Source organism: Nonomuraea sp. NPDC049649, from assembly GCF_040675175.1.
In the GTDB taxonomy this organism is placed as follows: Bacteria; Actinomycetota; Actinomycetes; order Streptosporangiales; family Streptosporangiaceae; genus Nonomuraea.
Map to the genome: position 1 here is coordinate 227,793 of NZ_JBFAOH010000002.1, position 13,432 is coordinate 241,224.

The following is a 13,432-nucleotide window of genomic DNA, read 5'->3' on the forward strand; positions in this document are numbered from 1 at the left end:
GCCCGGGGCGGGAGTGCTCTCGTCCCCAGTAGCCCAGCGTGACGCCCGTGCGAGCGTATCCCACTCGTCAGGCTCTTGAGGAGAGGCTTTTTTCGTGCAAGGAGAGGTTGACACCCTTGCGGCCGAAATCTAGATTGGCGTGCCACGCGGTCGTTTCGAAAATGTTTCGACATTGTGGAGCCGCGGCACCATCCCCCCGGCGTTCAAATACGGAGATCAGCGTGGAGTCCAGGACAACCTCTCGCCGCACTTTCCTCGCCCTTTCGATGGGCCTGCCCCTGGGAGCCGCGCTCGCCGCGTGCGGCACCTCCGGCCCCGGCACCACCGGTGGCGGCGGCCAGGGCGGTAGCGGCGGCGCCAAGGCCAGCTACTGGTTCCTGTCGACGGAACCGCAGGAAGGCGTCCGCAGGCGGACGGCGGAGCGGTTCAACCAGGCCAACCCCGATGGCCAGATCGAATTCACGACGTTCCAGAACGACGCCTTCAAGACGAAGATCAAGACGGCGATCGGCGCGGGCGAGGCGCCCACCATCATCTGGGGCTGGGGCGGCGGCGGCCTGCGCAGCTACGTCCAGGCGGGCCAGGTCGAGGACCTGACCTCGTGGTTCGACGAGAACCAGGCCGTGAAGGACGCCCTGTTCCCCTCGTCCTTCGGCGCGGCGACCGTCGACGGCAAGATCTACGCGATGCCGTGCGAGACGATGCAGCCGATCGTCCTCTACTACGACAAGCGCGCCTTCGACAAGATCGGCGCCCAGCCGCCCGAGAGCTGGGGCGACATCATGGACCTGGTCCCCAAGTTCAACGCCGCGGGCATCGCGCCGTTCTCGCTGGGCGGCCAGTCGCGCTGGACCAACATGATGTGGCTGGAGTTCCTCTTCGACCGGCTGGGCGGCCCCGAGGTGTTCCAGGCCGTGTTCGACGCCGAGAAGGACGCCTGGTCGCACCCCGACTCGATCAAGGCCCTCACCATGATGCAGGACCTGATCAAGGCCGACGGGTTCATCAAGGGCTTCTCCTCGGTCACCGCCGACTCCAACGCCGACCAGGCGCTGCTCTACACCGGCAAGGCCGCCATGATGCTCCACGGCGGCTGGACGTACGGCAGCATGAAGCAGGACGGCGGCGACTTCGTCTCCGGCGGCAACCTCGGCTATATGAACTTCCCGCCGATCGACGGCGGCAAGGGCGACCCCGGCAACACGGTCGGCAACCCCGGCCAGTACATGTCGATCTCCTCCAAGGCCACGCCCGAGCAGAAGGAGATCGCCAAGAAGTTCTTCGCCACCGAGCTGATCAGCGACACCTCGGCCAAGGAGTGGGTGGAGACCGGCGCGGTTCCCGTGATCAAGGGCTCGGAGAAGCACTTCGGCAACTCCGAGGACGCCGACTTCCTCAACTTCGTCGTCGGCATCGCCAACAACGCCAAGGTCTTCCAGCAGTCGTGGGACCAGGCGCTCAGCCCGACCGCCGCCGAGGTGCTGCTCGACAACATCGCCAAGCTGTTCCAGCTGTCGATCGGCCCTGAGGACTTCGCCTCCAACATGAACGCGGTCATCGGCAAGTGAGCACGTTCGTCAGCGTTCCATCCCGAGGGGGCCGGTCTGCCGCCGCGTCACGCGTGCGCGGCAACGGCTCCCTCGCGTGGCTGGCCGTCCCCGCCCTGGTCGTCTTCCTCATCTTCGCGGTGATACCTCTGATCGGGGTGCTGCTGCTGAGCTTCACGACCTGGGACGGGCTCGGCCCCGACATCTCGTTCAGCGGGCTTACGAGCTGGAAGTCGGTGCTGAGCGATCCCGGGCTCCCGCACGCCCTGTGGGTGACGTTCCTGATCATGGCGCTGTCCTGGCTGGTGCAGACGCCGGCCAGCATCCTGATCGGGGTGTTCCTGGCCGGGCGCCAGCGCTATCGGGAGCTGCTCGCGGTCCTGTACTTCATCCCGCTGCTGCTCAGCTCGGCCGCCATCGCGATCACGTACAAGGCGCTGCTCGACCCGAACTTCGGTCTCGGCGCCGGGCTCGGCCTGGACTTCCTCGTCCAGGACTGGCTCGGTGAGGGCTCACTCGCCGTCGGAGTCGTGATCTTCATCGTGTCCTGGCAGTACATTCCGTTCCACTCGCTGCTCTATCAGGGCGGCGTGCGGCAGATCCCGCGCTCGATGTACGAGGCGGCGGAGCTCGACGGGGCGGGACGCGTACGGCAGTTCTTCAGCATCACGCTGCCGCAGCTCAAGTACACGATCATCACGTCCTCCACCCTCATGGTGGTCGGCTCGCTGACCCTCTTCGACCTGATCTTCGTGCTGACGGCAGGTGGACCTGGCGACGCCACTCGGGTGCTGGCGGTCGACATGTACAAGCGGGGCTACAACGCGAACCTGATGGGCCCGGCCAGCGCCATCGCCGTCATCCTCGTCCTCGTGGGCCTCGCCCTGGCGCTCTTCCTGCGCAGGCTGGGCGGCCGGGACTCAAGTGCGAGCCAGCTCGAGGGGGCCTGACATGGCGACCATAATGTCCAGTCACCCGGACACCGCGCGGGGTTCCGGAGGCCGGCGACGCCGCCGTGGCCCGTCCACGCCGCGCGAGGGCTACAACTGGATCGGCGGGGCGCTCTCGTGGGTCTGGCTGGCGATCGTGATCGTCCCCATCTACTGGGTGGTCATCACCAGCTTCAAGTCGCAGAGCAACTACTATCTGTCGAACCCGATGGCGCCGCCCACGGACCCGACGCTGGACAACTACCGGCTGGTCATCGAGTCCGACTTCCCGCTGTACTTCCTCAACAGCCTGATCGTCGCGATCGGCGCGGTGGTCCCGGCGGTGCTGTTCTCGTTCATGGCCGCGTACGCGATCATACGGGCGACCGGGAACCGCTTCCTGAGGTCGGTCAACTCGCTGTTCCTGATGGGGCTGGCCATCCCGCTGCAGGCCGTGGTCATCCCGATCTACCTGATCATCATCAGGATGCAGCTCTACGACAGCCTGCTGGCGCTGATCCTGCCGTCGATCGCCTTCGCGATCCCGCTGTCGGTGCTGGTCCTGGCCAACTTCATCCGGGACGTGCCGAAGGAGCTGTTCGAGTCGATGCGGCTCGACGGGGCCAGCGAGCAGACCACGATGTGGCGGCTGGCCTTCCCGCTCACCCGGCCGGCCGTGGTGACGGTGTCGATCTACAACGCGCTGCAGATCTGGAACGGGTTCCTGCTGCCGGTGGTCCTGACCCACAGCCCCGACAAGCGGACCCTGCCGCTGGCCCTCTGGACCTTCCAGGGCCAGTACAGCGTGAACGTGCCCGCGGTGCTCGCCTCCGTGATGCTGACCACGCTGCCGATCCTGATCCTGTACGTGATCGGACGCCGCCAGCTGCTGAGCGGCCTGACCGCCGGGTTCGGCAAGTGACCCGGACCCCCTGACGGGGGAGAAGTCCTCCCATGGAGGACGTGTGGGATCTCGTGGTCGTGGGCGCCGGGCCCGCCGGATCAGCGGCGGCGCTCGGCGCGCTGCGTCTGCGGCCCGGCCTTAGGGTGCTGCTGCTCGACAAGGCGGGGTTCCCCCGCGACAAGGCGTGCGGCGACGGCATCGCCGCCCACGGCCGTGACGAGCTGGCCCGGCTGGGCGTGCCGGGGCTCATCGACGACTACCGCCCGGCGCCCCGGCTGACCGTGGTCTCCCCCGGCGGGCTGCGGGTGTCGGCGACCGCGGCGCGGCCCAACCACGTGGTGCCGCGCCGGGTGTTCGACGCCCGGCTGGTCGAGGCGGCCCGGGCGGCCGGGGCCGAGGTGCGCGTCCACCGGGTCAGGGCCCTATCGGGGGCAGGGCCGGTGGCCGAGGTGGACGGCATCCGGGCCCGGGCCGTCGTCGCCGCCGACGGGGCCAACTCCGCGGCGCGGCGGCTGATCGGGCTGCCGGCCTCACCCGAACGGCACACCGCCATCGCCGTGCGGGGGTACGCGTCCGTACCGGATGAAGACGACGTGCAGCTCATCGCCATGCAGCGGGCGGGCTGGCCCGCGTACGCCTGGTCCTTCCCGATCGGCGACGGCACCGCGAACGTCGGGTTCGGCATGCTCCTCCCCCGGCTGCACGCCACCGGGCTGCCCGGGCGGCAGGTCCTGCACGGCAGGCTCGCCGAGCTGCTGCCGGACCGGCCCGCCCGCGACCTGCGCGCCCACCACCTGCCGCTGTCGACCGGGCGGCCCGCGCCCGGCGCCGGGCGGGTGCTGCTGGCCGGGGACGCCGCCAGCCTGATCAACCCGCTGACCGGCGAGGGCATCTACTACGCGCTGCTGTCGGGGCGGCTGGCCGGCGAGGCGGCCGCCGCCGCGCCCGGCGACCCGCTGCCCGTCTACCGCGACGCGCTCCGGCGGGAGCTGGGGCGGCACCTGCGGACCACGGACCTGCTGGCCCGGCTGGCGCAGTCACCCGGGTTCATCGACGCCGCCATCGCCACCGCCGCCCGCCGCAAAGAGGTGTTCGACCTGCTGGTGGAGGTGGGGCTGGGGCCGGGGACGGTGCCGGTCCCGCTGGCGTGCGCGGTGGCTCTCCGCTGGCTGCGGGGCTTCATGAGGTGAGCGAGGCGCCGCCGTGCAGCAGCAGCGCCACGTCCACGCCCGCCACCGCGATGGCCGCCGCGAACGGCACCCTGGGGTGGCGGCGGGACATCGTCATCCCTGCCGCCGCGAGCCCTGTCGCCGCAGCCAGCGCGGCCCAGCCCGCCACCTCCTGGGACGGGGTAGGACAATCCCGCTTCGCCGCCTCCGAACAGACCGGCGGTGACGCGGAGGAGCGGTGCGGGGCCGTCCCCGTGGGTGGGGCGGGAGCGTCGAGCTGAGTGCCCGGGCCGAAGACGAGGAGGCAGGTGGCGGCCAGGAGCGGGAGCGGGAGCAGGGCGCGCAGGCGGGCCGCGCCGAGCCGCTGCGGCCAGCCGCGGACGCCGGTCGCCAGGTCGTCCGCCAGGTCCGGCAGCACGTTGGCCAGGTGGGCGCCCACCCCGAGCAGCGCGGCCGCCGCCGTCGCCCACCAGGCGGGCCACGGCTCCCCCGGCAGCCCGAGCGTCACGAAGCCCGGCAGCACCCCGAACCCGACCGCGTACGGCGCCCACGACAGCACGGTGGCCTTCAACCCCAGGTCGTACGCCCACGCCGCGAGCACCCCGAGGAGATGCGCCGAGCCCGCGAGCACCCCGGACGCGAACGAGAGCGGCACACAGCACACCAGCGCCACCGCCGCCGCGACCCACAGAGCGCGCGGCGTGATCGTGCCGTCCACCGCAGGCTTGTCCGCCCGCCCCGCCGCCGCGTCCCGGCCGGCGTCGGCGGCGTCGTTGCACCAGCCGATCGACAACTGGCCCGACAGCACGGCGAATGCCACCAGCAGGCAACCGCCCGCGTCCTGCCCGGCCGCCGCCGCGAGCGCGGTGACCAGCGCCGTGACGGCCACCGTCGGGCCGGGATGGCAGCCACGCGCCAGCCCGGCGACCATCCGGCGCCCGCCCTCCGTCACAGCCCGATGCTACGTTCCCCTCCCCTGCCTGAGATCACCGCGCCAACCCGCATCTACCGCCGATTCGGCCTGGAAGCGACTTTCCACCTAAAAGCGACCCGCCGGGCTTACTAGGGGCGACTCCTCCGTATGGCTTGGTAGCGCACTGCACTGGGGGTGCAGGAGTCGCAGGTTCAAGTCCTCGGCCAGGCATCTCGCCGGAGGCTGGGCGGCGTGGTCATGATTTGCCGGCGCTGATGGCCGTGCCTCGGGTGAATTGTCGTGGGTTGACCGGCTGATCCTCGGGGAAGATCGTGGTGCCGGGCTTAGGCGATCCACCTGGGGGGAAACGTGGCATGGACGAGAGTTTTCGGCCGCCCGGCCCAGGGAGCCCTCCATGACCTATGTCGCCGCAGTCCGCTGCGCCTTTCCCCCGTACCGGTACCCGCAGGCCGAGCTGACCGATATGGCGGCCCGCATCTGTCTCCCGGCCGGTGCCGACCGGCGCCTGCTCGACCGGCTGCACCGCAGTGCCCGGGTGGAGTACCGCAATCTGGCTCTGCCGATCGAGGACTACGAGAAGCTCGACGGCTTCGGCGACGCCAACGACGCGTACGTGAGCGCCGCGGTCGAGCTGGGGCGTGAGAGCGTGGGGGCGGCGCTGGACGCCGCCGGGCTGGTCCCGTCCGACGTGGACATGATCATGTTCACGTCGGTGACGGGGATCGCGGTGCCGTCGGTCGACGCCCGCCTGGTGGGAGCGCTGGGGCTGCGGCCCGATGTGAAGCGGCTGCCGATCTTCGGGCTGGGCTGTGTGGCGGGGGCTGCCGGTATCGCCAGGCTCCATGACTACCTGCGTGGCTGGCCCGATCATGTGGCCGTGCTGCTGGCGGTGGAGCTCTGTTCGCTCACCGTGCAGCGGGGCGACGGCTCGGCCGCGGGGCTGGTGGCGAGTGCGCTCTTCGGGGACGGCGCGGCTGCCGTCGTCGCCTGCGGCTCCCGCCGGGCACCGGGCAGTACGGGCGGCACCGTACGTGCGAACGAGGTGGCGGGCGGCTCTCCCGGCCGTGCGCCAGGGACGCCGGACGGGGTGGCGGGCGGCAGTCCCGGCCGTACGCCAGGGGTGGCGGACGAGCCTGGAGGTGGTACGGGCGAGGCCGCACAGCAGGTGACCGGCGGCGGGCGGGGGCCGGTGGTGGTGGCTACGCGGAGTCATCTGTATCCGGACTCGGAGCATGTGATGGGCTGGCGGGTCGGCGGGGGCGGCCTGCGGGTGGTGCTGGACGCGGGGGTGCCTGAGGTGGTGCGGCGTCATCTCGGGGAGGATGTGCGGGGGTTTCTGGCCGATCACGGGGTCTCGACCGGTGAGGTGGCGGCGTGGGTGTGTCATCCGGGCGGGCCGAAGGTGCTGGAGGCCGTGGCGGAGGTGCTGGACGTGCCGCCGGGGGCGCTGGACGTGACGTGGCGGTCGCTGGCCGAGAACGGCAATCTGTCGTCGGTGTCGGTGCTGCACGTGCTGGGCGAGACGCTCGCGTCGCGGCGGCCGGAGCCCGGCTCGTGGGGGGTGCTCATCGCGATGGGCCCCGGTTTCTGTTCCGAACTCGTCCTGCTGCGCTGGTGACCGCATGATCTGGTATCTCGTCCTCGTTCTGCTGGTCGGCCTGGAGCGGCTGGCCGAGCTGGTCGTCGCGAAGCGCAACACCGCCTGGAGCCTGGCGCGCGGCGGGGTGGAGAGCGGCGCGGGCCACTATCCGTGGATGGTGCTGCTGCACAGCGCGCTGCTGGCAGGGGCGCCGCTGGAGGTGTGGCTGGCCGGGCGGCCGTTCCTGCCGGAGCTGGGCTGGCCGATGCTCGCCCTGGTGCTGGCCGCGCAGGCGCTGCGCTGGTGGTGCATCACCGCGCTGGGGCCGCGCTGGAACACGAAGGTGATCGTGGTGCCGGGGCTGCCGCTGGTGCGGCGCGGCCCGTACCGGCTGTCGTGGCTGCGGCACCCGAACTATGTGGCGGTGGTGGTGGAGGGGTTCGCGCTGCCGCTGGTGCATACGGCGTGGGTGACGGCGCTGGTGTTCACGGTGCTCAACGCGGCGCTGCTCTCGGTACGGATCCGTACCGAGAACGCGGCGCTGGCCACGTGATCGACGTGCTGGTGGCCGGGGGCGGCCCGGCGGGGCTGGCGACGGCGATCCACGCGGCCCTGCTCGGCCTGGAGGCGGTCGTGGTGGAGCCGCGCACCGGCCCGGTGGACAAGGCGTGCGGCGAGGGCCTGATGCCGGCGGGGGTGGCGGCGCTGGCCGCGATGGGGGTGACGGTGCCGGGGCGTGCGCTGCGCGGGATCGACTACCTCGATCACCGGGGCGGGGTGCGGGCGGCGTTCGGGCACGCTCCGGGGCTGGGGGCGCGGCGGGTCGCGCTGCACGAGGCGCTGCAGGAGCGGGCGGCGGGGCTGGGCGTGAAGACGGTCACGGGCCGGGTCACGGATGTCGTGCAGGATCGCGACGGGGTCGAGGCGGCGGGGCTGCGGGCGCGCTGGCTGGTGGCCGCCGACGGGCTGCATTCGCCGCTCCGCCGCTCGCTGGGGCTGGACGCGCCGCCCGGCGGGGTGCGCCGGTACGGGCTGCGGCGCCACTATCGGGTGGCGCCGTGGACAGACTTCGTGGAGGTGCACTGGTCGCGCAGGGGTGAGGCTTATGTCACCCCGGTCGGCGACGAGCTGGTGGGAGTGGCGATCCTGAGTGCGGCGCGTCGCCCGTACGACGAACTGCTGGCGGACTTCGGCGGCCTGGCCGGGCGGCTGCGAGGGCCCGCGGTGACGGCGGTGCGCGGCGCGGGGCCGTTCCGGCAGCGGGCGCGGGCGCGGCGGGCCGGGCGGGTGCTGCTGGTGGGCGACGCGGCCGGGTACGTGGACGCGCTCACCGGCGAGGGGGTGTCGCTGGCGGTGCGCTCGGCGGAGGTCCTGGCGCGCTGCCTGGCGGAGGACCGGCCGGAGGAGTACGAGGGGGCGTGGCGGCGGCTGTCGCGCACGCACCGGGTGCTGACGGGGGCGCTGGCGCGGGTGGCCGGGCGGCCGGGCACGGCGCGGCTGGTGGTCCCGGCGGCGCGGCGGCTGCCGGGGGTGTTCGCCTCGATCGTCCGGCTGCTGGCCTGAAACGGGTAGTTCGGACTCCGTTCACAGGTTCCAAGGGGGTTGCAAGCTGAAGGATCTAGGATGTCCCGCCATGAGAAGAATGGCGCCCACGGGCGCTCTGTTAGTGTGTCTGACGGGTTGCGTCATCACCCCCATGCCGATGACCACCGAACCGCAGAGGGGCGACGAGACCCCGGTCTCGGCGGAAGCCGCAGACAGCGCCGAAAGCAGTGCCGGGGTGGAACCGGGCGTGCTCAAGGGCCGGGTGGTGGGCACCGACGGGCGGCCGCTCCGGGGCGCCAAGATCATCGCCGACAATCAGTTCTTGTATAACAGTAACCTCATCGTGCCGACCGACGCCGACGGCCGCTACCGGGTGGAGACCGACGTCGCGGCCACGTTCCGCGTGACGGCCACGATGGAGGTCGAGCGGGACGGGGTGAAATACCTGCTGGACCTGCACCCCGAGAACGACGCCTCGTTCGCCGGGCCGACCGGCGCGATCAGGGACTTCACCTGGAAGCTCACCGGCGAGAAGCCCGACGGGCTGGGCCACTACGGCGGCCTGGTCCTGTTCCACCTGGACAGCACCGACCCCCAGGACCCGGAGGCGTACCTGGAGGACGAGCACGTCGAGCTGATGCTCACCCCCGAGAGCCCGCTGCTGGACGGCTCCCCGGGTAAGGTCATCAGCCGCCGGGCGATCCGCACCCCCGATGGGTCCGGACTGGTGGACGTCCCCATCGCCCGCTACCGCATCTCGGCGGCCTACGCCGGGCGCCCGCTCCAGGTGGCGCTCCGCGACCAGGAGGAGTACGCGCCGGAGCTCGTCGCCGACTTCTCCGAGTACCTGTCCACGGTGTACTGGATCCGGCTCGACCTGAAGCTCTGACGGCGAGGGACCCGTACGGTGCGGCCGGTCACACCGTACGGGCGAGGCCGCTACCGGCGCGGGGTGTGGATGCGCGGGATCGGCACCTTCGCCCACTCGATGTCCGAGGCCAGGTAGAAGCTCGGGTAGGCGGGCTGGTTGTAGGTGGTCTGCTGCCGCGCGACGTCGGCGCGGTACTGCGCGTCGTGCATCAGCGTGTACAGCTTGCGGTCGGTGACCTCGGTGCTCATGTAGACCCGTACGGCGGTGCTGTCGGCGGTGCGCACCAGCAGCTCCTCGCGCCAGTCGCCGAGCACGTCGGCGACCAGGCCGGGGTTGCCCTTGGTCCAGTTGTTGGTGAGCGTCCCCTCGGCGGTGAGCAGGGTGCCGCGTCTCCAGTCGTCGATGGTCGGCGTCTGGAGTTCGGTGGTGGCGGTGCCGTTGACGATCTGGGTGGTCATGTCGGCGGCCCAGCGGATGCTCATGTTGGTGCCGGGCACGTCCCTGCCGAGGTGTTCGCCGCGGGCGGACCAGAGCCCGGCGTCGATGGCCTGGTCGGGCGGCATCGACGACCAGGCCTCCAGGCCGCGGCGGTCCGGGTCGATGTCGCCGACCATGCCGCGCCCGGTGTCGACGCCGCTGTAGCCGCCGAACAGCACCTCGCCGGTGGCGGCGGCGCGCATGGCCCAGCCGTAGGGCGCCCACCGGCCGCCCTCGTGCACGGTCCAGATCTCCAGGCCCTCGTGGTCGGGGTCGAAGTCGCCGACGTGCATGGCGTCGCCGTGGCCGAGCCGGACGCTCTGGCCGGGGACGGCGCTCTCGGGCGGGCCCTGGGCGAAGGAGGAGTAGAGCAGGCGGCCGTCGTGGTCGATGGTCGCGGCCCCGTACACGATCTCCTGCTTGCCGTCGCCGTCCACGTCGGCGGCGCTCAGGGAGTGGAAGCCCTGCGTGGTGAGCGTGCCGAACTCGGGGTCGGTGCCGTCGACGCCGTGCGGGGAGTCGTCGAACGGGTTGCTCATGGAGACGTGGCCGCTGTCGGCGTACCAGCGTTCCTTGAGCTTCTTGCCGTTCCAGTCGTAGGCGACCAGGGTGGAGCGGGTGTAGTAGCCGCGGGCGAAGACCGCCGACGGGCGCTTGCCGTCGAGGTAGGCGACCGCGGACAGGAACCGGTCGACGCGGTTGCCCGGCTCGATCCTGGACATCGCGTAGTCACCCCAGAGCAGGCCGTCGTCGCCGCGGCCGGGCTTGTACGGGATGGTCTGGAGTTCCTTGCCGGTGGCGCCGTCGAAGACGGAGAGGTATTCGGGGCCGGTCAGGATGTAGCCCTCGAACTCCCGCAACCGGTTGTTGCCGCTGCGGGCGGGCGCGTACTCGTCCACGAAGTAGGTGACGAGGTCGGTGGCCGCCGCGCGCGAGAGCGGGTACTCGTGCCGGGGCTCGATGCCGAAGGCCTGCTCAAGGGTGGCGGGCCAGCGGCCGGCCACCACCTCGGGGTGCTCGTGCCAGCTTTCGAAGATCCCGACGAGGTGGTCGAAGTAGTCGGCGGCGCTCTTGCGGTAGTCGTCGTGGTTGGAGTACCCGGCCTTGACGTCCTGCTTGGGCATGGTGATGTACCGCTCGGACAGGACCCGGCCGTCCTTGGCGTAGCGGGTCGTCTTCGTGCCGGGGGCGGTCTTGAGCATGGTCTCGGCGCGGCCGTCGCCGTCGAAGTCGTAGACGAGGAACTGGGTGTAGTGGGCGCCGGAGCGGATGTTGATGCCCAGGTCGAGCCGCCACAGCAGGGTGCCGTCGAACTCGTAGGCGTCGAGGTAGGTGTTGCCGGTGTAGCCGCGCTGGGAGACGTCCTTGGAGTTGGACGGGTCCCACTTGACGATGTACTCGTACTGCCCGTCGCCGTCGACGTCGCCGACGCTGAGGTCGTTGGCGGAGTACGTGTACGCCTCGCCGGTCGGGGTGACCCCGTCCGCGGGCTTTTTCAGCGGGATGTCGTGAAACGATTCAACCCACGGCGTCGCGGCAGGGCCGTGTTTCCCCTCGCGTCCCTTGACGATCGGGGCGACCCGGTACAGGGACCGTGAGGTGCCGGCGCGGTCGTGGTAGTTGGTGCTGTCGGTGACGGTGGCGATCGGCCGGCCGTCGCGGTAGACGCGGAAGCCCGGCCCCGTCATGCCCCCGGGGCCGTGGCCGGTGACCTCGTCGCCGAGCAACCGCCAGCTCAGGAAGACGCCCTGGCCGGTGGAGACCGCGACGAGCCCGCGGTCGAGGTGTTCGAGCTGGACCTTGCCGCCGGGGCGGCCGTGCCCGTCGCGGCCCGCCTGGACGGGCTGCGCGGCGAGGGTCAGGGAGAGCAGGGCCGCCGAGGCGGCCGCTAAGAAGCGGCGTGCGCTGCTGGGGGGAGACATGCCCGGATTGAATCGATATAACAACCGTTTGTCAAGAGGCGATCCCGTCCGAGGTGGTCACGCCCCCGCCGGGCTCGTCCGTACGATCGAGCACGCGATTCCCGGCAGCCGGGCAGGGCGCGGGCGGAGACATGACGTCGGCGAGGGCGACCTCGCCGAGCAGGGCGTTCTCGTGGTCGCGCAGGCGTTCCCCAGATCGCGTCCAGGGGCGCGGCGGCGCCCGGGAAGCGGCGGGTGGCCTGCTCGACGCCCTCCGTGACGCGGACGACGTCGGCCAAGGAGATCTCGGCGGCGGGGCGGGCGAGCCAGTAGCCGCCGTCGGGGCCGCGCCGGCTGTGCAGGATCGGGCCCGGCACCCTGGGCGGGGGCCGGGCCCTGCGGGCGGTCCGGGGTCAGGCGGAGGCCGTGGGCTCCTCTTTGCGCAGCTCGGCCTCGTAGGCCTCGACCGACTCGTGGGCCTTGTCCTTGCGGTACTCGCGCACCGAGTAGGCGATCGCGGCGGCCCAGACGACCGCGATCGCCGCGTAGGCGACGGCCTGCACGCCGCCGGGGGCGCCGATCCAGTCGCTGCGCAGCAGCGTGCGGACGTTGGTCAGGATGATGAGGCCGCCCACGGCCGAGCCGAGGATCCGCGGCGGGATGTGGCGCACCAGCCACGCGGCGATCGGCGCGGCGATCACGCCGCCGAGGAGCAGCACGATCACCCAGGAGAAGTCGATGTTCTCCGAGCCGAGGCCGACGAGGAAGCCGGCGCTGGCCGCGATCGCGACGAGGAACTCCGAGGCGTCGATCGACCCGATCACCTTGCGCGGCGCCAGCCGGCCGCTGGCCAGGATGGCGGGGGTGCCCACCGGTCCCCAGCCACCGCCGCCGGTCGAGTCCACGAACCCGGCGAACAGCCCGAGCGGGGCCAGGAACCGCTTGCGGAGCGGCTTGCCCAGGTTGCCGCGCGGCAGCCCGAAGGCGGTGAAGCGGACGAGGATGTAGACGCCCAGCGTGAGCAGGATGAGCGCCATGACCGGCGCCGCGACCTCGGTGGAGAGGCTGGACAGGAACGTGGCGCCGGCGAACGCGCCGACGGCGCCGGGGATGGCGATCTTGGCGACGACTTTCCAGTCGATGTTGCCGAAGCGCCAGTGCGAGATGCCGGAGGCCAGGGTGGTGCCGATCTCGGCCAGGTGCACGGTCGCCGAGGCCGCGGCCGGATTCGTGCCGATCGCCAGCAGCAGTGTGGTGGAGGTGACGCCGTAGGCCATGCCCAGGCTTCCGTCGACGAGCTGGGCGGCGAAGCCCACCAGCCCGAGCAGGAGGAGTGCTCGCACGATCGACCCTTTCCGATATACCCTACTTAATCTGTCGGGTTAATGATGATTACGGCGCGGGGCTCGCGTCAAGCCCCTATTCCCTATCTTTTTGGAAGGGATAGCGGCGCCTCCAGGGGATGAGGCGCCACAGGCGGCTCTCCGGCACCGGCTCTTCGAGCTCCGCCTCGTCGTCCGGCAGGTCGTACCAGTGGACGTCGCCGGGGTATTCGGACACCACAGACTCCGTACGT

The 13,432-nt window shown here is 71.5% G+C and carries 13 protein-coding genes; 8 read left to right on the forward strand and 5 right to left on the reverse strand.

Annotation, left to right across the window (positions count from 1 at the left end):
* Positions 1-266: 266 nt before the first annotated feature.
* Genes AB0J42_RS04295 through AB0J42_RS04310 form a run of 4 tightly spaced genes read left to right on the forward strand, consistent with a single transcriptional unit; the run spans position 267 to position 4,570 of the window.
* On the forward strand, positions 267-1,568 hold the full coding sequence (locus tag AB0J42_RS04295; RefSeq protein WP_364288727.1) for an extracellular solute-binding protein: 1,302 nt from the start codon (positions 267-269) through the stop codon (positions 1,566-1,568).
* A gap of 53 nt (positions 1,569-1,621) precedes the next feature.
* Positions 1,622-2,497 carry a sugar ABC transporter permease gene (locus tag AB0J42_RS04300; protein WP_364288729.1) on the forward strand — a complete coding sequence of 292 codons (876 nt, stop codon included), beginning with the start codon at positions 1,622-1,624 and terminating at the stop codon, positions 2,495-2,497.
* A gap of 1 nt (position 2,498) precedes the next feature.
* Positions 2,499-3,398, forward strand: a complete 900-nt coding sequence (locus AB0J42_RS04305) for a carbohydrate ABC transporter permease (RefSeq protein WP_364288731.1) — start codon at positions 2,499-2,501, stop codon at positions 3,396-3,398.
* Between the two features lie 32 nt (positions 3,399-3,430).
* Positions 3,431-4,570, forward strand: a complete 1,140-nt coding sequence (locus tag AB0J42_RS04310) for an NAD(P)/FAD-dependent oxidoreductase (protein ID WP_364288733.1) — start codon at positions 3,431-3,433, stop codon at positions 4,568-4,570.
* Here the strand turns inward: AB0J42_RS04310 and AB0J42_RS04315 are convergent.
* Entirely contained in the window at positions 4,560-5,501 is a 942-nt protein-coding gene (locus tag AB0J42_RS04315) for a UbiA family prenyltransferase (protein ID WP_364288735.1), read from the reverse strand. The two genes, AB0J42_RS04310 and AB0J42_RS04315, sit on opposite strands and share 11 nt — an antisense overlap.
* A gap of 376 nt (positions 5,502-5,877) precedes the next feature.
* Here AB0J42_RS04315 and AB0J42_RS04320 point away from each other — a divergent pair, with 376 nt between their 5' ends.
* The 4 genes from AB0J42_RS04320 (at position 5,878) to AB0J42_RS04335 (ending at position 9,496) form a co-directional block, all read left to right on the forward strand.
* Positions 5,878-7,101 (forward strand): 3-oxoacyl-[acyl-carrier-protein] synthase III C-terminal domain-containing protein, encoded by a 1,224-nt coding sequence (locus AB0J42_RS04320; RefSeq protein WP_364288737.1) that lies wholly within the window; start codon positions 5,878-5,880, stop codon positions 7,099-7,101.
* 4 nt (positions 7,102-7,105) lie between these two features.
* Positions 7,106-7,615 carry an isoprenylcysteine carboxylmethyltransferase family protein gene (locus AB0J42_RS04325; protein ID WP_364288739.1) on the forward strand — a complete coding sequence of 170 codons (510 nt, stop codon included), beginning with the start codon at positions 7,106-7,108 and terminating at the stop codon, positions 7,613-7,615.
* Entirely contained in the window at positions 7,612-8,625 is a 1,014-nt protein-coding gene (locus AB0J42_RS04330) for an NAD(P)/FAD-dependent oxidoreductase (RefSeq protein ID WP_364288741.1), read from the forward strand. Before AB0J42_RS04325 ends, AB0J42_RS04330 begins: the two co-directional genes overlap by 4 nt.
* Before the next feature lie 139 nt (positions 8,626-8,764).
* Positions 8,765-9,496, forward strand: coding sequence for a carboxypeptidase-like regulatory domain-containing protein (locus tag AB0J42_RS04335; RefSeq protein ID WP_364288743.1), 732 nt, complete (start codon positions 8,765-8,767; stop codon positions 9,494-9,496).
* 50 nt (positions 9,497-9,546) lie between these two features.
* Here AB0J42_RS04335 and AB0J42_RS04340 read toward each other — a convergent pair whose 3' ends face one another.
* The 4 genes from AB0J42_RS04340 to AB0J42_RS04355 all read right to left on the reverse strand — a co-directional run bounded on the left by AB0J42_RS04340 (position 9,547) and on the right by AB0J42_RS04355 (position 13,416).
* Entirely contained in the window at positions 9,547-11,877 is a 2,331-nt protein-coding gene (locus AB0J42_RS04340; RefSeq protein WP_364288745.1) for a rhamnogalacturonan lyase, read from the reverse strand.
* Positions 11,844-12,233, reverse strand: a complete 390-nt coding sequence (locus AB0J42_RS04345) for an Rrf2 family transcriptional regulator (protein ID WP_364288747.1) — start codon at positions 12,231-12,233, stop codon at positions 11,844-11,846. The genes AB0J42_RS04340 and AB0J42_RS04345 overlap by 34 nt, the downstream gene beginning before the upstream one ends.
* Before the next feature lie 36 nt (positions 12,234-12,269).
* Positions 12,270-13,199, reverse strand: coding sequence for a sulfite exporter TauE/SafE family protein (locus AB0J42_RS04350; protein ID WP_364288749.1), 930 nt, complete (start codon positions 13,197-13,199; stop codon positions 12,270-12,272).
* Positions 13,200-13,275: 76 nt separating this feature from the next.
* Positions 13,276-13,416, reverse strand: a complete 141-nt coding sequence (locus tag AB0J42_RS04355) for a hypothetical protein (RefSeq protein ID WP_364288751.1) — start codon at positions 13,414-13,416, stop codon at positions 13,276-13,278.
* Between the last annotated feature and the right edge of the window lie 16 nt (positions 13,417-13,432).

What these genes read in the sequence shown, in the direction of transcription:
- AB0J42_RS04310 (WP_364288733.1), top strand. Translation starts at nt 3,431, where the DNA reads ATGGAGGACGTGTGGGATCTCGTGGTCGTGGGCGCCGGGCCCGCCGGA.
- AB0J42_RS04305 (WP_364288731.1), top strand. Translation starts at nt 2,499, where the DNA reads ATGGCGACCATAATGTCCAGTCACCCGGACACCGCGCGGGGTTCCGGA.
- AB0J42_RS04320 (WP_364288737.1), top strand. Translation starts at nt 5,878, where the DNA reads ATGACCTATGTCGCCGCAGTCCGCTGCGCCTTTCCCCCGTACCGGTAC.
- AB0J42_RS04295 (WP_364288727.1), top strand. Translation starts at nt 267, where the DNA reads ATGGGCCTGCCCCTGGGAGCCGCGCTCGCCGCGTGCGGCACCTCCGGC.
- AB0J42_RS04325 (WP_364288739.1), top strand. Translation starts at nt 7,106, where the DNA reads ATGATCTGGTATCTCGTCCTCGTTCTGCTGGTCGGCCTGGAGCGGCTG.
- AB0J42_RS04340 (WP_364288745.1), bottom strand. Translation starts at nt 11,877, where the DNA reads ATGTCTCCCCCCAGCAGCGCACGCCGCTTCTTAGCGGCCGCCTCGGCG.
- AB0J42_RS04335 (WP_364288743.1), top strand. Translation starts at nt 8,765, where the DNA reads ATGACCACCGAACCGCAGAGGGGCGACGAGACCCCGGTCTCGGCGGAA.